The organism is Lysinibacillus sp. NPDC097231, assembly GCF_044761885.1.
Taxonomy (GTDB): domain Bacteria; phylum Bacillota; class Bacilli; order Bacillales_A; family Planococcaceae; genus Lysinibacillus.
In genome coordinates, this window is record NZ_JBIWDH010000017.1 from 17,769 (window position 1) to 35,391 (window position 17,623).

Annotated in this window: 18 protein-coding genes and 1 pseudogene; 14 read left to right on the plus strand and 5 right to left on the minus strand. The window is 37.3% G+C overall.

All coding sequences use genetic code 11. The features are described from left to right. Positions 1 to 892: 892 nt before the first annotated feature. Entirely contained in the window at positions 893 to 1,369 is a 477-nt protein-coding gene (locus ACIQXF_RS11830) for a hypothetical protein (RefSeq protein WP_402783070.1), read from the minus strand. A 287-nt stretch (positions 1,370 to 1,656) separates the two neighbouring features. Beyond that, positions 1,657 to 2,526 (minus strand): pentapeptide repeat-containing protein, encoded by an 870-nt coding sequence (locus ACIQXF_RS11835; RefSeq protein WP_402783072.1) that lies wholly within the window; start codon positions 2,524 to 2,526, stop codon positions 1,657 to 1,659. A gap of 326 nt (positions 2,527 to 2,852) precedes the next feature. Between ACIQXF_RS11835 and ACIQXF_RS11840 the strand changes: the two genes are divergently transcribed. The 11 genes and pseudogenes from ACIQXF_RS11840 to ACIQXF_RS11890 all read left to right on the plus strand — a co-directional run bounded on the left by ACIQXF_RS11840 (position 2,853) and on the right by ACIQXF_RS11890 (position 13,990). Continuing rightward, the gene (locus ACIQXF_RS11840; protein WP_402783074.1) at positions 2,853 to 3,632 is read left to right on the plus strand and encodes a hypothetical protein; all 780 of its coding nucleotides are present in this window, start codon (positions 2,853 to 2,855) and stop codon (positions 3,630 to 3,632) included. Next, complete coding sequence (locus ACIQXF_RS11845; RefSeq protein ID WP_402783076.1) at positions 3,629 to 3,985, plus strand: GntR family transcriptional regulator; 357 nt, start codon at positions 3,629 to 3,631, stop codon at positions 3,983 to 3,985. Before ACIQXF_RS11840 ends, ACIQXF_RS11845 begins: the two co-directional genes overlap by 4 nt. Before the next feature lie 10 nt (positions 3,986 to 3,995). Then, a complete protein-coding gene (locus tag ACIQXF_RS11850; RefSeq protein WP_402783078.1) occupies positions 3,996 to 4,688 on the plus strand; it encodes an ABC transporter ATP-binding protein in 693 nt (230 codons plus the stop codon). Positions 4,689 to 4,693: 5 nt separating this feature from the next. Beyond that, a complete protein-coding gene (locus ACIQXF_RS11855) occupies positions 4,694 to 5,617 on the plus strand; it encodes an ABC transporter ATP-binding protein (RefSeq protein WP_402783080.1) in 924 nt (307 codons plus the stop codon). After that, positions 5,586 to 6,533 (plus strand): ABC transporter permease, encoded by a 948-nt coding sequence (locus tag ACIQXF_RS11860; RefSeq protein ID WP_402783082.1) that lies wholly within the window; start codon positions 5,586 to 5,588, stop codon positions 6,531 to 6,533. The genes ACIQXF_RS11855 and ACIQXF_RS11860 overlap by 32 nt, the downstream gene beginning before the upstream one ends. A gap of 325 nt (positions 6,534 to 6,858) precedes the next feature. Beyond that, a pseudogene (gene nagE, locus ACIQXF_RS11865) lies at positions 6,859 to 8,808 on the plus strand (N-acetylglucosamine-specific PTS transporter subunit IIBC). Between the two features lie 337 nt (positions 8,809 to 9,145). After that, positions 9,146 to 10,291: an N-acetylglucosamine-6-phosphate deacetylase gene (gene nagA / locus ACIQXF_RS11870; protein ID WP_402783084.1), complete on the plus strand. Its 1,146-nt coding sequence runs from the start codon at positions 9,146 to 9,148 to the stop codon at positions 10,289 to 10,291. Positions 10,292 to 10,324: 33 nt separating this feature from the next. Next, complete coding sequence (locus ACIQXF_RS11875) at positions 10,325 to 11,029, plus strand: glucosamine-6-phosphate deaminase (protein WP_402783086.1); 705 nt, start codon at positions 10,325 to 10,327, stop codon at positions 11,027 to 11,029. After that, a complete protein-coding gene (locus ACIQXF_RS11880; protein ID WP_402783088.1) occupies positions 11,026 to 11,292 on the plus strand; it encodes an HPr family phosphocarrier protein in 267 nt (88 codons plus the stop codon). Before ACIQXF_RS11875 ends, ACIQXF_RS11880 begins: the two co-directional genes overlap by 4 nt. Further along, positions 11,289 to 13,007, plus strand: coding sequence for a phosphoenolpyruvate--protein phosphotransferase (gene ptsP / locus ACIQXF_RS11885; RefSeq protein WP_402783090.1), 1,719 nt, complete (start codon positions 11,289 to 11,291; stop codon positions 13,005 to 13,007). Before ACIQXF_RS11880 ends, ptsP begins: the two co-directional genes overlap by 4 nt. Positions 13,008 to 13,123: 116 nt before the next feature. Beyond that, complete coding sequence (locus tag ACIQXF_RS11890) at positions 13,124 to 13,990, plus strand: LysR family transcriptional regulator (protein ID WP_402783092.1); 867 nt, start codon at positions 13,124 to 13,126, stop codon at positions 13,988 to 13,990. A gap of 314 nt (positions 13,991 to 14,304) precedes the next feature. Here the strand turns inward: ACIQXF_RS11890 and ACIQXF_RS11895 are convergent, their stop codons facing one another. Then, positions 14,305 to 14,805 carry a sulfite exporter TauE/SafE family protein gene (locus tag ACIQXF_RS11895; protein WP_402783094.1) on the minus strand — a complete coding sequence of 167 codons (501 nt, stop codon included), beginning with the start codon at positions 14,803 to 14,805 and terminating at the stop codon, positions 14,305 to 14,307. A gap of 72 nt (positions 14,806 to 14,877) precedes the next feature. Between ACIQXF_RS11895 and ACIQXF_RS11900 the strand changes: the two genes are divergently transcribed. The 3 genes from ACIQXF_RS11900 to ACIQXF_RS11910 all read left to right on the plus strand — a co-directional run bounded on the left by ACIQXF_RS11900 (position 14,878) and on the right by ACIQXF_RS11910 (position 16,180). Next, on the plus strand, positions 14,878 to 15,492 hold the full coding sequence (locus ACIQXF_RS11900; RefSeq protein WP_402783203.1) for a LysR substrate-binding domain-containing protein: 615 nt from the start codon (positions 14,878 to 14,880) through the stop codon (positions 15,490 to 15,492). Positions 15,493 to 15,519: 27 nt separating this feature from the next. Then, positions 15,520 to 15,717 carry an HAD hydrolase family protein gene (locus ACIQXF_RS11905; RefSeq protein WP_402783205.1) on the plus strand — a complete coding sequence of 66 codons (198 nt, stop codon included), beginning with the start codon at positions 15,520 to 15,522 and terminating at the stop codon, positions 15,715 to 15,717. Between the two features lie 139 nt (positions 15,718 to 15,856). Continuing rightward, positions 15,857 to 16,180 carry a YnfA family protein gene (locus ACIQXF_RS11910; RefSeq protein WP_402783096.1) on the plus strand — a complete coding sequence of 108 codons (324 nt, stop codon included), beginning with the start codon at positions 15,857 to 15,859 and terminating at the stop codon, positions 16,178 to 16,180. Positions 16,181 to 16,328: 148 nt separating this feature from the next. On the opposite strand, the gene ACIQXF_RS11915 is transcribed toward ACIQXF_RS11910, so the two are convergent. Continuing rightward, entirely contained in the window at positions 16,329 to 17,087 is a 759-nt protein-coding gene (locus tag ACIQXF_RS11915; RefSeq protein WP_402783098.1) for a class I SAM-dependent methyltransferase, read from the minus strand. Positions 17,088 to 17,186: 99 nt separating this feature from the next. Beyond that, positions 17,187 to 17,615 carry a hypothetical protein gene (locus ACIQXF_RS11920; protein ID WP_402783100.1) on the minus strand — a complete coding sequence of 143 codons (429 nt, stop codon included), beginning with the start codon at positions 17,613 to 17,615 and terminating at the stop codon, positions 17,187 to 17,189. Positions 17,616 to 17,623 lie beyond the last annotated feature (8 nt).

Below are 17,623 nucleotides of genomic sequence, written 5' to 3' on the forward strand. Positions count from 1 at the left end.
ATCAAATAATAAGAGCTATCTCAATAGTCAATTTAATTGACTATTAACGATAGCTCTATTGTTTTTTAGAATAATTAGTATGTAAAATGGAAAGATATTTTATTAAGTAACCTTATAAAATAGTGAAAAGAGGATGTTAATGTTATTACTTTGGAGCGCTTTCTTTGTTATCTCAATCTTTGCCCTTGTTTTTGCAGTAGTTAAGTTCTCGTGGGTTTATATGCTCATAAGTACAATTACATCCATACCAGTTGCCTATTATTTTTTTGGAGCAAATAACGCTTGGAAATATGTTGCTTTTATACCTATTTTTTTATTGATATTGACAGTAGTTTTTTTGTTTTTAGGAAAAGGAAAAAAATAATATAGGGATTAATCAATACATACAATTTAAAGGAAAAGATATTTTAGATTTATTTTGCTTCACAACGGTTTTAAATATGAATCTCAGTATTTCTATGACCCTTTCTTTATCGATATTGCCATGATGGGGTAGCAAGGGCGCTTCTGTTCTACTAAAAAGGTCGATACCATACCATTCAAATGATATTATAGATGCGATGAATATTGAATTTTTTAAATCATAGATATCAGGTTCTTTTGATTAGGTGCAATTGCACTTTTTATATTTTTTAATACGTTTTATATGTTTTGATAGTATCCCAAAAACCTCGATATTACTGCATTTTAATTTATATACTTTACGCTTAAAACAGAGTGGGAATGTTAGGTGAAAATCCGCGTAGACTTCTACGGGGAGAGAAAGAGCACGAGGTCCAGCAGAGATTGCTCGCAACTATGCTTGCATCAGATGCTCCTCGTGCCTTGTCCGAGAAGAGCGAATCGGATTTTTACCATTTAAAAATATGCTAGAATTTTTATGAAGGAACTTTCAGACAACACCTTGTAATTCACTTATTTTTTTTAACTCAGCTTCCTGCTGAATCGAGCGGGCTGATAGTAATTCAATAATGCGGTGCTGACTTTCTTGAATAACTGCTAGTCGGTTTACTTTTTCGTTCGTTTCTAAAACAGCTTGTTTGATTTGTTGCTGCTCAAATTCTACTATTTCAAGACGGTTTTCCACTGACTCAAGACGGTTTTCCACTGACTCAAGACGGTTTTCCACTGACTCAAGACGGTTTTCCACTGACTCAAGACGATTTTCCACCGACTCAAGACGATTTTCCACTGACTCAAGACGATTTTCCACTGACTCAAGACGATTTTCCACCGACTCAAGATGATTTTCCACTGACTCAAGACGATTTTCCACTGATTCAAGATGATTTTCCACTGACCCAAGACGATTTTCGATTGACCCAAGATGTTGATTGATTTGCTTTAGTTCGCTTAAAACTTCCTCCATCGATTTCACCTCTCTTCTATTAAATATATCTATTTTGTTAATCTATCTCTCTTTATTATAATTCCTCTCATTATAGCATGGGAAATATTACATTCGTTATTAAATGGAAAATTATAATATAATTAATAGGGGTTTAGGAGAATGTTTAGTGATTAAAAAGTGGGATTTACTCATGTGGTGGAGTGTCTGTCCATTTAAAAATTGCTCACATCTTCTACGTTATGCGATGAGCTAATAAATAAATAGAAGGGTAGATGAATAAATTTTTTCATCCGCCCTTTTTCCATTTAGTCAACCCAATAAGAAGGTTGTTTCAGGTGGGAAGGTAATTTTGTTTGGTGATTGCCTTGTGCTGAATTAATTTGCATTTGGGTTAAAAACATACTTGTAGAAAGGTTGGCGCCGCATAAATTTGCGTCACGTAAATCCGCACCAATAAGGTCGACTCCTCGTAAATCTGCATTTTGTAGATTAGCAGCAATTAAATAAGCTCCTCGTAGATTGGTCGCTCTTAAATCCTTACCTACAAAATTTTTTCCCATCCAATCAACTCCTCTATAGTCAAACTTTCGAGAGTTTTTTCCATTAGCTATCTTTGCTATATGGCTTTGGCGAATTTGCTCACTTGTTTCGAGCAGTAAAATATTCACCGGCTGTCGATAATTTGCAATATCTATCGTTAATAATGCATCTGCTTCAAGCTCTGTTGCATACTGTAATTTTTCTAACTGTAAACGTAGTTTATTGTATAGTGGTGAATCTACCTTATAGGATAATGCCTCTGCTACATAAGCAATCATTTCATAGAGCTGTTCCATAATAGGGAAGACACGAAACATTTTCTCAGAAACTTCAGGGTATTGCCGCCAATCTTGTCCATGAAAGGTTGTTTGTGAAACCTTTTGCCCTGCTCCTAAACAATCAAAAACCGTACAACCTTTAAAGCCTTGATCTCTAAGGTTACGATGAATTTGACAGCTAAAATCGGACTGTAAATTAGGGCAGGGTGTCCCAGCTGCCTTATTTATGGCGAAGTCGCTAGAGGCAATAATATTTAAAGCCGTGCAGCATAGACCAAAGCAGCTTTGGCAGTCAGCCTGTAAACTTTCGCGTATTTGTTTTCCTATTGTGTAATCTATTTTTTTCACTTCGGCCATTTTGTGTTCCTCTCTTTATACATTAACTTACATTTAATTCTATCACTAAATATACTGCGATATATAGAGTTTTAATGTTGAACCTAAAGCCTCGTTGATCACTAAATGAATACACTGATAAGACACAGTTTTTTGAAAAATCTTATTAAATGAGGAATTCTTCTTCAAAAAGATAGCTTTAAGAATTTAGTATTTTATTCTCACAATCATTTTTCAAATCTGAAAGGAAGAGACCTGACAATACAGACTCTTCCTTTTTCTTGTATTTGGAACTTGCAAACTAGGGAGTCATAGTGTACTATTTGACTAGTACACTATGATACGAGGTGTTGACATTGAAAAGTTTTGCTGGGCTATTAAAAAAAGAATGGGTGCTTTATCGAGCAAGGTTACTGGTTGGCGTCTTTATAGGTATCGTGCTGTCATTGGTCGTTCCTTATTTTTTAAGACAATTTGTCGACGGCTTCTCACAAGATAGTCAGTTATCCTATACCATACTTGTGCTCATTTTGGGTGGATTTTATTCCGTCTTACAATTTTTGTCTAGTATGCGTGCAGATTTAAAGGTAAAAGAGATATGGCTGCATTCAACAAGCGCTATGACAACGCTTATCGGAGCAAAGATGGTTTCATCAATAATTGGCTATACCCTGTTCAATCTGCTCTTTACAAGTATTGCTGTGTACAGCATAAAAGATGAGTATATAGCGAACTTTGGACAAATTATATTTTTGGTAATACTAATTATTGGAATTATTGCCATTTTGCAGTTAGTGTTATATATTATGCTCGTACTTTTTTTAGCCTTTTATTTGCAAATGAAACATTTTATTGGCGGTTTTTCAATTGTTCTGACGATGGCAGCGTTTTTCCTTACGACAAATCAATGGTTACGATTTACGACAAGCCAGCTTTACCAAGATATATTTCAACATATAGGCATTCCACTTAGCAAAATGGAACCGTATTTACCGAAATTTATATCGCCGACAACGGAATTGAAGCTAGGCTCCATCTATGTTGTAGAACAGGTCGGATTTATGTTGCTGATGACATTGCTATATATCGTAGCGGCAAAGTGGCTTGAAAAGGTGGTTTTACGATGACTATCGATTTTTCTCGTGATAAACCAATTTATAGTCAGCTTGTTGATCGAATATGTGGCGACATTTTGAAAGGGAAGCTAATGCAAGGGGATCGACTTCCTTCTGTGCGAGAATATGCAGTTGAGACAGGGGTTAATGTAAATACCGTGCAACGCGTGTATAAGGAGCTAGAGGCGATGAATATAACGGAAACTAAACGAGGACAGGGTACATTTATTACTACCAATGAAGAGCGAATTGTGCTCTTACGAGAAAATATGAAAAATCAATTAGCGGATCATTTTTTAACGTCCATTGAGGCACTTGGATTTTCAAAGGAAGAGATGCTTGTTGTATTACAAAATAAATCGTGAGGTGAAATAAATGCTACGGCTATCAAATGTTTCTTTTCGTTATAAAAAGCCGATTCTTCGGGAGGTGTCATTTTCCCTTCCAATTGGACAAATCGTAGGTCTAGTTGGAGAAAATGGTAGTGGGAAATCGACATTGTTAAAAGTATTAGCAGGCCTATTACGTCCATCTAAAGGTGAGGTATTGCTAAATGGATCCCCTGTTACACGTAGAAGCGCTGATAAGATTGCTTATTTACCAGATACTGATTTATTTTATGATTTTTTTACGGGAGAGCAGCTGTTTCAGCACTATGCCTCCCAATTCGAAGACTTTTCGTATGATAAGGCATGTATCGTTGCAGAGTTTTTACAGGTCGATAAAAATAGCAAGTTAAGACAGTTATCAAAGGGCAATCGTGGCCGCATGAAAATGGCCGCAACCCTTGGGCGAGAAGTGCCCTATTATTTAATGGATGAACCATTAGCCGGACTTGATCCAATTGTGCGGGAGCAGCTCATTAAAGGGTTAATTCAATTTACAGATATTGAACACCAAACAATACTGTTATCAACACATGAGTTATATGAGGTAGAGCCAATTCTAGATCAGATCATTTTACTGCAAAATGGTTCGATTATTGCACATGAGGAAGTCGAGACGATTCGTGATGTTACAAATAAGGACGCTGTGCAATGGATGAAGGCGTATTATAAGAAAGGGTGAAATCAATGACAACACAACCAATTGTTCAATTGCAAAATTTATCTAAAACCATTCGTGGTAAACAACTAATTTCTCAATTGAATATCGATTTATATCCAGGTCAAATCACTGGATTTTTAGGACCAAATGGTGCAGGGAAGACAACTACTATTCGTATGATGACAGGGCTTATGCATCCAACAGAGGGAAAAGTCATTATTGATGGCCTTGTCTTGCAGGATAATTATGAGGAGGCCATAAGTAAGGTTGGCGTTATCGTAGAGAATCCAGAAATGTATAAATTTATGACGGGCTATAAAAACTTACTGCATTTTGCGCGTATGCATAAAAATGTTACAAAAGAGCGTATTGAAGAGGTAGTTACGCAAGTTGGTCTTGAGAAGCGCATTCATGAAAAGGTATCGACGTATTCTCTTGGGATGCGTCAGCGCTTAGGATTAGCACAGGCGCTACTTCATCGACCAAAGTTTTTAATTTTAGATGAACCAACAAATGGTCTTGATCCAGCAGGTATTCGTGAGTTTCGTATGTATTTGCGTAAAATTGCTGCTGAAGACGGGGTATCTGTATTTGTTTCGAGTCATTTATTATCCGAAATTGAGTTAATGTGTGATCGAGTAGCGATTATACAAAACGGTAAACTTATCGATATTCGTGATATCAACATTGAAACTTCTTCGTTTTATTACATTGAAGCTAAGCCAAATAATCAGGTTGCAGCTCAACTACAAAAGCTCGATTACAATTTTGTTGCGGAGAATAATGGTTACGTGGTGGAAATAAAGAAAGAGGATATCCCGACGCTCATCACGCAGTTTGTCCATGAAGGAATCCAATTATTTGCTGTACAACCACATCAAAAAACATTAGAGGATCAATTCTTAGAAATGACAGGAGGTGGCCAAATTGCTGAGGCTAATTCAAAATGAATGGATGAAATTATGGCATAAAAAAGGAACTTGGGCAATGGTCGCGTTAGTTATCCTCTTTATTATTGGTCCTGGTATTATGATGAAATACTATGAAACAAAAACGACAGAGGATATATCGTGGCAGGAAAATGAAAAGCAGGCCATTAATAATTATCAAGATATGTTGAAAGGTGATGGTATTTCTGAAGAGGATAAAAAAGACTTGGAGGAGAAAATTGCTATTTCTGAGTATCGATTAGAAAATGATGTACCGTCTCAAACAGAAGGAAGCATGGCAAGCTTTATGTCATTTACAGGTACCTTGCTGACTTTAGTGACATTATTTACAGTGATTACAGCAGCTAGCATTGTCTCAAGTGAATTCTCAACAGGGACGATAAAAATGCTGTTAACACGTCCGATGTCACGAGCAAAAATATTAACATCAAAATTAACCACCACCTTCATATTTGGGCTGTTTTTATTTGTTGTTCATGTAGTAGTTAGTGCTTTAACTGGGTTCGTATTATTTGGTGGTGTATCTGGTGTTGAGTTAGAAATGGTCAATGGTCAGATTGTAGAAAAATCCGTATGGAATGATTTAGCATATCACTATTTACTGTCTGGCGGCGACTTTGTTATGTCGATATTATTTGCCTTCTTAGTGGGCTCAGTTTTCCGTTCAAGCTCTTTAGCGATTGGCTTAACGATGTTCTTATCCTTTATGGGCGGAATGATTGTAATGTTATTAAGTAGATTTGAAATTGTTAAATATATTTGGCTCACACATTCGAATTTAACACAGTATGAAAATGATAACCTTATGATAGAGGGAATCACAATGCCATTCTCACTTACAATTCTTGCGATTTACGCAGTTATCTTCCTTGTGGTCAGCTATCTGTCCTTTATGAAGCGCGACGTGACAGCGTAATTTGAAAATTAATCAATTTCTGTATCTCCACTGATATTACGTAAAACAACTTTTGAACTGTAGCCCAATTTGTATTGGGCTGCAGTTTATTTTTACATAAGAAACTGAGACATTGGTTAAACTATACATCAATATATATAGCTTCGTTTCAACATACATTTTTAATGAATCTTTCATAAAGAAAAAATAGCATTAAATAGAAGGATGTTCACTCGCCATTTCAAAAAAAGTATTTATTTTTTCATAGAGTGGGAATATAATTAATAGCAATTACTGAAACCGCTTTTAAAGTGGTCTAGACAACTATACCAAAGGGGGATAAATAATGTTAGCTTTCTTACAAAAAATCGGTAAGTCGTTAATGTTTCCAATCGCTACATTACCAGCAGCTGCATTACTGCTTCGCTTAGGCTCTGGCGACATGCTTGGTGCAGTGCCAAATGAAGTTGTCCAGCGTATTGCAAGTATTATGGCAGCATCGGGTGATGCCATTTTAGGTAACTTACCAATTATTTTTGCAATCGGTATCGCGATGGGTTTAGCACATGATAATAGCGGTGGTGCAGCGTTAGCAGGTGCCATTGCACATCTGGTGTTAGTCGCAGTATTAGCAGCCGTGAATGAAGATTTAAATATGGGTGTATTTGGTGGTATTATTGCCGGAATTACAGCAGGTATACTCTATAACAAATTTTATAATGTGAAATTTCCAGAATGGCTGTCATTCTTCGGTGGACGGCGTTTTGTGCCGATTATAACGTCCATCACCATGGCGATTTTAGGTAGTATTTTAGCTGTTGTATGAGGACCAATTCAAGGTGGTATCGATGCTGTAGGGAACTGGTTAATCGGTGCAGGGGCACTTGGTGTTGGGATGTATGGTTTCTTAAATCGTCTATTAATTCCAGTCGGTTTACATCATGTTATTAATACAATAATCTGGTTTGACTTTGGCGAATTTACAAATGCTGCAGGCGAACTTGTCAAAGGGGATATTCATCGCTTTTTAGCAGGTGACACATCAGCTGGACATTTCCAAGCAGGTTTCTTTCCAATCATGATGTTTGGGTTACCAGCAGCTTGTCTTGCTATGTACTTTGCAGCGAAAAAGGAAAAACGTGCAGCAGTTGGTGGTATGTTCGTATCCATCGCTTTAACAGCGTTCTTAACAGGTGTAACAGAACCGATTGAATTTACATTTATGTTCTTATCACCAGTACTTTATGGTATCCACGCAGTATTAACAGGTATTTCACTTGCCGTTTCATATATTGTTGGATTCCGTGATGGCTTCGGTTTTTCGGCAGGTTTAATAGACTATCTTTTAAACTTTGGTTTAGCAGATAGACCATGGCTATTATTGCCGTTGGGATTAGGCTTTGGAGCTATTTACTTTGTCATTTTCTATTTCTTAATCATCAAATTAGATTTAAAAACACCTGGCCGTGAAGACGAAGATGAGGAAGGTGCAGAAGCTGATTCAGCTGTATCCAATGATTTAGATGTCCGTGCTTACAAAACAATTGAAGCACTAGGTGGACAACATAATATCAAGCAAGTTGATTACTGTACAACACGTCTTCGTATGACTGTAGGTGATGCGGATCAGGTAGATGAAAAAACATTAAAACAAACGGGTGCGCGTGGTGTTATGCGTATTAGTAAAACAAACGTACAAGTGATTATCGGTACATCCGTAGAGTTTTTAGCAGAAGCTATGAAAGATCGCCTGAAAAAAGGTAATCCAGCTCCTGCCCTTGCAGATTTACAAAAAGAAGTGCCTGTTGGAGAAGAGACAGCAGGACAAGCAGCGGTTGTTTCTTCTAATGATTTCGAAATGCCGATTACGGGTGATTTAATACCGTTATCTGAAGTGCCAGATGAAGCATTTTCATCAGGTATAATGGGTCCTGGTTTTGGTATTCATCCAAAAGGTGGTACAGTTCATGCACCATTTGATGGGCAAGTAGTGATGATTTTCCCAACGAAGCATGCGATTGGTTTAAAATCCGATACAGGTGTGGAAATATTAATTCATGTCGGCTTAGATACTGTCACTCTAAATGGTGAAGGGTTTGAAACGATGGTTACTGATGGTCAATTAATTCAACGTGGCGATACATTATTAAAAGTTGACTTTGAGAGCATTAAGGACAAAGTACCTTCTATCGTTACACCAGTTGTTTTCACGAGTTTAATGGGACAAGAAATAACACTTGAAAAAACAGGTTTCCAACGAGCAGGTTCTAATAACATTATTTCTATGAAAAAGTAAGAGATGCTGTCTAAAAAAGTCTATCAAACAAAAAGAACATTCTCTTATATGGTAAATCCGCTTTATCTTCATTCAGCAAATGTTTTTTGTATCGAAAGCATAGTGACATATACAGAAGACTCGACTCCCACCTCAATAAGTGGTGAAATGAAGATAAAGCCTCCGAACGCAATTACACCAAGGCGAAATTGATTTTTTTCTGTAGGGGTGCATGAACTTCATTCTTTTCCTGCAGAAATCTACGCTGATTTTAACGCTATATCAAAATAGCAATAGTTGATATGATCACTTTAAATAGTAGGAAAGCCTTTTCTATATATCCTAGGAGATGTTTTGAATGAATTTATTAATCCGTAACATCACAGTCGTTAATGCAACAGGGCGAAAGGAACATGTCGATGTTTTCATGAAGGATGGAAAAATTGCACTAATTGCGCAACAAATACACGTAGACAATGTGCAACAACTAGATGGTACAGGCAAATTTTTAATCCCTGGTTATATCGATATGCATATCCATGGCTCCGCTCAAATGGATACGATGGATGCTTCAAATGAAGGCCTTCATACGATGGCAAAATCACTTGCTAAAGAAGGCACAATAGGCTTTTTAGCTACGACCATGACACAAAGCTATCAAAATATTGAACGTGCCCTTGATACTATTGCGCAGTTTGCTTCAAATCCAGATGAGGCGGAACTTCTAGGTATTCATGTTGAAGGTCCATTTATTTCAAAAAATCGTGTAGGTGCACAGCCCATTGACCATATCGTACCACCTGATTTTGCTGTATTTACAAAGTGGCAAAAATTAAGTGGCAATAAAATTAAAGAAATTACAATGGCTCCAGAAGAACCAAATGGATTTGAGGTAGTTCAAGCCATTGCCCAAAGTGGTGTGGTCGTTTCAATCGGTCATTCTGATGCAACCTTTGAGCAAATGAAAGAAGCGGTACGTCAGGGTGCAACACAAGGCACACATTTATACAACCAAATGCGCCCATTCCATCATCGAGATCCAGGTGTTGTCGGTGGTGTATTATTATTAGAGGAAATTAAGGCAGAAATCATTGTTGATTTTATTCATATGCATAAGGATGCCGTAAATATGGCCTATCGTTTAAAAGGAGCAGACGGTATTATTTTAATAACCGATGCAATGCGAGCGAAAGGAATGCCATATGGTGATTATGATTTAGGTGGTCAATTGGTTCACGTCTCTGAAAGTGGCGCCCATTTATCAAATGGAGCTCTTGCTGGTAGTGTTTTAAAAATGGACCAAGCTGTACGCAATATGCAACTCATCACGAACTGCACGTTAGAAGAACTTGTTAAAATGTCGAGTTATAATGCAGCACAACAACTACAATTGGCTAACAAAGGTCAAATCGAGCAAGGGTTTGATGCGGACGTTGTGATTCTAGATGAACATTTAATGTTGCAGCAAACGATTAAGGGTGGCAAGGTGATCTACGAAGCCTAAGTGCTAGTTGTGATAAAAAGGGGGAATGAAGAATTGAAATTAGAACGTTTTTCTTCCAAAGAAGATTTATACACTCGAGCAGTTGACATTATCGTAAATGCTAAAAATGACGGTGCTACAACGTTTGGTCTAGCTACGGGTGGTACAATGGAACCGCTATATGCTAAAATTTGCGAAACTGATGCCGACTTTACCAATTGTATGAGCTTTAATCTAGATGAATATGTTGGGTTAAGTGCTAAACATGAACAAAGCTACGCATATTATATGTACAAACATTTATTTCACCACAAACCATTTAAAGAATCCCATTTACCTAATGGTTTAGCTGATAATCCTACAGAGGAAGCGGCTCGTTATGAATCATTATTGCAACAGTATCCATTAGATTTTCAATTGCTTGGTATCGGACAAAACGGTCATATCGGTTTCAATGAACCAGGAACGTCATTTGATTCGCTGACACATCTTGTAACGCTTGAAGAATCAACGCGCCAAGCAAATGCACGCTTCTTTGATTCCGTTGATGAAGTGCCAACCGAAGCATATACGATGGGCATTCAATCTATTATTCGCGCAAAGTGCATTTTGTTAATCGCTGTTGGAGAAGCTAAACGTACTGTATTAGAACGTGTGCTTGCATCTGAATATACAGAAGCTGTACCAGCAAGTGTGTTAACAAAACATCCGAATGTTATCATTTTAACAGACTTACAAAAAGAGGAGAATGAACAATGAAAACAAAACAATTTATAGTAGTAGATCCACAAGGTATTCACGCACGTCCAGCTAGCCAGCTCGTAGCAGCAGCAACACCATTTGCTTCTTCCGTAGAGTTAAAGACAGAAGAAAAAACAGCGAATTTAAAATCTATTTTAAGCATTATGGCATTAGGTTTAAAACAAGGTGCAACTTTCACACTACAAGTAGAAGGGGAGGATGAAGAACAAGCGTTTACTGCGTTAACGAAATTAATTTCAGAAACGGGGCTAGCACAATGATACAACTCAAAGGTATTGCCGCATCTGACGGCATTGCCATTGCAAAAGCTTGTCGTTTAGTACAACCAGATTTAACGTTCACGAAAACAGCCATTCAGGATATCGATGCAGAACAGCAACGCTTAGCAGCCGCACTTGAAAAAACAGAAGAAGAACTAGCTGCTATTCAGCAGCTAACGCAGGAAAAGCTAGGCGCACAAGAAGCAGCGATTTTTGGTGCTCATTTACTTGTTGTCAAAGATCCAGAATTAATTGGACCAATCAACCAAAAAATTGCTGATGAAGCTGTGAATGCAGAATATGCATTGAATGAAGTTTCGACGATGTTTGTATCATTATTTGAAGGTATGGATGATGAATATATGAGTGAGCGTGCTGCAGACATTAAAGACGTATCAAACCGTGTTTTAGCACATTTACTCGGTGTACATATTCCAAATCCAAGTAACATTAGTGAGCAAGTAATTGTGGTAGCAAATGACTTAACACCTTCAGAGACTGCACAATTAGATCGTAAATTTGTACTAGGCTTTACAACAGATATTGGTGGTCGTACATCTCACTCAGCCATCATGGCACGTTCACTTGAAATTCCAGCGGTTGTAGGGACAGGTACAGCGACCACGACCATTCAAGACGGTGATTTATTAATAGTGGATGGTTTAACTGGTAATGTACTTGTGAATCCAGCAGAAGACGTTGTTGCAACCTATAGAAAAAAAGCACAAGACTTTACTGCTCAACAAGCAGAATGGGCAACATTGCTTCATGAAAAAACGATTTCCAAAGATGGTGTTCAAGTTGAACTTGCTGCCAATATTGGATCACCCGATGATTTAGAGGGCGTACTTCGTCATGGTGGAGAAGGAATCGGTTTATATCGTACAGAGTTTTTATATATGGGACGCGAAAACTTACCATCAGAGGACGAACAATTTACAGCATATAAAATGGTATTAGAAGGTATGGAAGAAAAAGCGGTTGTTATCCGTACACTGGATATCGGTGGAGATAAAAACTTACCATATTTAGCGCTCCAAGAAGAAATGAATCCATTCCTTGGCCATCGCGCGATTCGTCTATGTTTGGATTATCAAGATATTTTCCGTACCCAACTCAGAGCATTACTGCGTGCATCCACTTACGGTAACCTAAAAATAATGTTCCCGATGATTGCGACATTACAAGAATTCCGTGATGCGAAAGCGATTCTCTTAGAAGAAAAGGAAAACTTACTGGCACAAGGCATAGCCGTTAGCGAACAGATTGAAATTGGTATTATGGTTGAAATTCCATCAACAGCAGTGATGGCAGATACTTTTGCGAGAGAAGTAGACTTCTTCTCGATTGGTACAAATGATTTAATCCAGTATACGATGGCAGCAGATCGTATGAATGAAAAAGTATCCTATTTATATCAACCATATAATCCTGCGATTTTACGTCTTATTAAAATGGTCATTGATGCGGCACACAAAGAAAAGAAATGGGCTGGCATGTGTGGTGAAATGGCAGGGGATGAGTATGCTGTTCCATTATTACTAGGCTTAGGCTTAGATGAATTTTCAATGAGTGCAACATCCATTTTAAAAACTCGTTCCTTAATTAAAAATTTATCTGTAACGGATATGCAAGCATTAGCAACAGAAGCATTGCAATTAGCTACAGCTGATGAAATACTAGAAAAAGTGAAGCAAGCTGTTCATGAATCGTGATAACGTTATAAGTAGTTGGAGAGTGGGGATCTTCAACTACTTTTTTTGTTCTTGAAGAGGTTTCCAGACAAAGGGAATTTTCGTTATAATGAATGAAAAACTAGTGAGGCTTGTCTATGGAATCAGAATGGTTACGTACTTTCATCGTTGCTGCTAAAACAGAAAATTTTCGTGAGACGGCAGAACAACGTTTTATAACACAATCAACGGTAACAAAGCATATTCAGCATCTAGAAAAAGAACTGCAAACACCCCTTTTTGATAGGCAGGGGAAACAAGTGAAATTAAATCATATCGGCTCCTATTTTTTCCAACAAGCAGAAAAAATCGTGGCGACGCTTGATGAAGCATTACAGAATACAACATCTTTTATGAATGGTTATACATCCCAGCTAACGATTGGTGTTGCACCTCAAATTGCCAATTCTACATTACCAGCAATCATTCACACATTTCAGCAGCAAAAACCTTCCATTCAAATAGCAATTGAACTGTTAAAATCTAATGAAATTGGGGAAGCGGTCCATGCAGGCAAAGTAGATATCGGTTTGTCCAAACTGACATCGACACGTGACATTCATACAGTTGTCCTTGCAGAGGAGCCCCTTCAATTGATTGCACCGATGTCGAAAAGGGCGACAGATGCTTTAACGCTCTTACAACAGGAAACAATATTAACACATGAATATGCACCTTACTGGCAGGAAGTCCAACAAGTACTGCAACAATTGCCAAGCTATAAAAGCATGCATATTCATCAAACAGAGGTCATTAAAAACTTCGTCAAACAAGGTCTAGGCATCGCCTTTTTACCAAAGAGTGTCATCGAAACGGAATATCAGCAGCAATTGCTTCATAGCTATTCGCTAAAGGAATTTTCGCATATTGTATCGAATACCTACTTTTTAACGAAATATGTATCAGCAGATATAGAGGCGTTCCAACAGGTTTGCCATACTATTTACAACGACACCAAAGGGTAGAGGTCATAAAATGCTGCTGCCTGTTAGAGCGGGATAAATAACAATATGGAAGTGAGTCGATGCTGTTAAAACAGGCACTATGGTTAATCGGGGGTCTATTTGCGTAGGGATTATATCTTTAACAGTCCACAATTCGAAACCTGCATGCTCGATATGCTAGCTGATTTAGAAAATCCAGCAGCAGCGATGATAGGACTAGCACCTCCAGTTATGCTGTTCAGGCTTTCTCATAGTGTCTTTCCATGATATAGTTGTACACTGGCCGAAAGAAAGTAATAGAACTTGGCTCTTTAGTGAGAAACAGATAGAGTGACTTATATCAATAAATCTGATACGACCTGAACAATTAGCAAGAAAAAAATGATTGGTAGTAAAATCTGAATCCATTTTGTTTTGATATAAGGAATTAACTTTAAACCTAAGAAAGATCCAACAATAGAGCCAATTGAAACAGGAATAGCAATTCCCCAATTAACAATGCCAGTAAAGTAATAGAAGAGAAAGGCACCTGTACAACTTGAAAACGTGATAATTCTTGTTAACTCAACCGCTTTTATATAGATATATTGCTTTTTCAGAAAATAGGTTATATTCATAAGAGCTGAACCTGGTCCAAAACCACCGTCATATATGGAGATCATAAACGGAATGAGTTTATTAAGTGGCTGTTCCTGTATTTCTTTTATATCCTTCACAATAAATTTATTACTGCCAAGTACAATAAAAAATGCGGAAATTAAACTTACACATGCTACCATATTCATGATTTGTTCTGATAATAGAGTGGCTATAAATGCGCCAAACGTGGCATTCAATTAACTCCCGAGGGAAAGTTTCAAATTGATGAAAAGCTCGGTAAATTTTTAGCAAAGGAAGACAAAATACATATTGCTTCTTCTTATATACCAATTAACTATATACTTCCGCCTATAATAGCAAGGTATAAGCTTAGTAATCCTCACATTGAATTTTTCGTGTCGTTAGGCAATGTAAAATCCGTGGAAGAGCAAGTGCTGAATTATGAGGTAGACTTTGGTTTTGTCGTGCAAAGTAAAATTGGTCACCCTGATTTACAGTTTGAAAAAATAGTAGATATTCCGTTTTGGTTTATTGTTCACCCTTCACATTCTTTAGCAAATCAAACTGTCCCCATTTACGAATTATCGAATGAGGATTTTATTTATCGGGAACGTGGTAGTTCAACACTTGATTTATTGGAGTCGTTTTTTTACACTTTTAACGGCCCATTACCTAAATTAGGACTTCAAATGCAGGGTTTACATGAATCGATTAAAGTGGTGGAAGCAGGGTACGGTATGACTTTAGCTCCTTCCTATAGTGTGATAGAAAGTATTGCAAATGGGAAACTAGCTCGAGTGTATGTTGAACAAGCAGATATTCAGCAAAGTTTATTTATATGTACACGCAAATCAGATATAGTAGAGCATCCATTTATCCAGTATTTAAAAGTTCATTTAAACGCTAACCCCAAAAAACAATAGAGACAAAATCGAGGTGTAGAAGAATAAATAGCATTCGGTAATGATTCGAATGATATTACAATGTTTCAACATAGGAAATATTCAGTTATGATTGGTGAAAGCTTACAATTTGCCTCGTTTTCATCTGAACAATTGCCATTAAGTGAGAATATAGAAAGTCTTCTGGAGAAAAGACTTAGTGAATTGGGAGATTTATATTCAATAATTAAGTTGGTGGACTTATAAGTAAGAATCTCTAAAGGGAGCGATGTGGAGTATTACAGGTTGAAAAAATTCTTCTGATGTCACTCAGTACAGGGAAGCGAAATTTTTTGTTCTCCCTGTATAATTGAGTTGAAAAGATTGTTGTAGAAAGAGTGAAAATATGATTATTGCAACATTATTATTTATCCTTGCTGGAATTGGAGAGATTGGGGGTGGCTATTTAATTTGGCTTTGGCTAAGAGAAGGTAGGCCCGTTTACTGGGGAATTTTAGGTGGTATTGCGTTGGCTTTATATGGGGTTGTCGCTACTTTTCAATCCTTCCCAACCTTTGGAAAGGTCTATGCAGCCTACGGAGGTGTCTTTATTGTCCTTTCCATTTTATGGGGCTGGGGAATAGACGGCAAAAAACCAGATGTCTTGGATTGGGTTGGAGCAGGCATTTGTTTGATTGGTGTTATTGTTATTTTATTACCTCGTTCATAAGAAGAAAAAGTGGCTGGGACAAAACTGCTCAAAACCTTAAAAAGCGCAAGAAGTCAATTTTAGAAACGTTGATTTCTCGCGCTTTTCTAATGTGAAATTTTTAAATTTTGCTTTGAAAATATACTTATGTCCAGCCTCTTTATTTTTATTATTTTTTTATAGCAACAAAGCGTAGTCTACAATAATCAGCGACCCATTGATGATCCTTGTAATAAGTTAGCTTTAATAGTTCATCGCATTTCGCATAAATTTTTTCTTTTTCGTTGTCAGATAAATGCTGTAGCATATTATGACTGAACATTACTAGCCAATTACGTAGTCCATCCTCGCCCTGAAGAGGTGTTGGTCGCTCATATAACGTAATCATCTCAACTTTAAAGCCAGCATCCTCTAATTTCGATTGATATTCTTCTAATGTTGGAAAATACCATGGGAAATATTCCTCTATATACGGTAGCTTGAAAGCCTCCATACTTTTTTGAAGTGCCCATACAATAGAAGCAATATTGCCGTGCCCACCCATTTCTGCTACGAAGCGACCGCCATCTTTCAGTGCATGGTAAATATTTTGAATGACTTGATCCGGCTCCTTCATCCAATGCAGTGCTGCATTTGAGAAGACTGCATCAAACTGATTTGTCATGTGAAGGGCAGTAGCATCTATAGCTTGAAATGTTATGTCCGGATATTTTTTCTGAGCGGCTATAATCATTTCTGTAGAGGCATCTATTCCTTGAACAGTAGCCCCTAAAGCTGCAATTTCATGTGCCAAATCACCTGTGCCACAGCCGACATCTAAAATGTCTTCATTTTTTTGTGGGGCTAGTAAGTCTACTAAACTCTCTCCAAATTTTGAAACAAAGTCATGCTTTTGATCGTATAGATTGGCATTCCATTTTGTTGTCATATCACTTCATCTCCTTTGTTTGAGCATAACAGAGGACTGGAGTGAACAGAATTGTAGAAAATCATGAGTTTTGATTCCAAATTGGAATATAGAGGTTCATTATACTCTAGAAATAATACATTCAGAACGTAAATGTTCACAATACTCTCTCATTAATGTCCATTCATCATTTTGTTCTTTTCGGAATCTTTGAACAAATAGTTTTGCTGCATCTACAAGTTGCCCGTTGATTTCAAAAGTAACACAAAACGTCGCAATTACTTCATTTTCAGATGCAGGTGTAATGTGCAAATCTTTAAAGTGCCATTTCGGATTTTGGCCTTCATATTGTTGATAGGCCTCTACCCACCCATCTTTAGCTTCCTCGTATCCCCAATCCGAAATACTAGCCTCAGGTCCTGCCCATCGTATGGCTATATCTCTTGACATAAAAGCATTCATCTCCAGTGCATTACAACTATTCCATACGTTTTGATAATGCATAAAAAATTTCTGGAAATCTTCCATTAAAGTTATCATAGCTGACATGTAAAAAC

Excerpts from the sequence above, each read along its gene's own strand:
- ptsP (WP_402783090.1), top strand. The coding sequence starts at position 11,289 with ATGATACAACTCAAAGGTATTGCCGCATCTGACGGCATTGCCATTGCA.
- ACIQXF_RS11830 (WP_402783070.1), bottom strand. The coding sequence starts at position 1,369 with ATGGAGGAAGTTTTAAGCGAACTAAAGCAAATCAATCAACATCTTGGG.
- ACIQXF_RS11910 (WP_402783096.1), top strand. The coding sequence starts at position 15,857 with ATGATTATTGCAACATTATTATTTATCCTTGCTGGAATTGGAGAGATT.
- ACIQXF_RS11835 (WP_402783072.1), bottom strand. The coding sequence starts at position 2,526 with ATGGCCGAAGTGAAAAAAATAGATTACACAATAGGAAAACAAATACGC.
- ACIQXF_RS11850 (WP_402783078.1), top strand. The coding sequence starts at position 3,996 with ATGCTACGGCTATCAAATGTTTCTTTTCGTTATAAAAAGCCGATTCTT.
- ACIQXF_RS11920 (WP_402783100.1), bottom strand. The coding sequence starts at position 17,615 with ATGTCAGCTATGATAACTTTAATGGAAGATTTCCAGAAATTTTTTATG.
- ACIQXF_RS11855 (WP_402783080.1), top strand. The coding sequence starts at position 4,694 with ATGACAACACAACCAATTGTTCAATTGCAAAATTTATCTAAAACCATT.
- ACIQXF_RS11890 (WP_402783092.1), top strand. The coding sequence starts at position 13,124 with ATGGAATCAGAATGGTTACGTACTTTCATCGTTGCTGCTAAAACAGAA.
- ACIQXF_RS11915 (WP_402783098.1), bottom strand. The coding sequence starts at position 17,087 with ATGACAACAAAATGGAATGCCAATCTATACGATCAAAAGCATGACTTT.
- ACIQXF_RS11880 (WP_402783088.1), top strand. The coding sequence starts at position 11,026 with ATGAAAACAAAACAATTTATAGTAGTAGATCCACAAGGTATTCACGCA.
- nagA (WP_402783084.1), top strand. The coding sequence starts at position 9,146 with ATGAATTTATTAATCCGTAACATCACAGTCGTTAATGCAACAGGGCGA.
- ACIQXF_RS11845 (WP_402783076.1), top strand. The coding sequence starts at position 3,629 with ATGACTATCGATTTTTCTCGTGATAAACCAATTTATAGTCAGCTTGTT.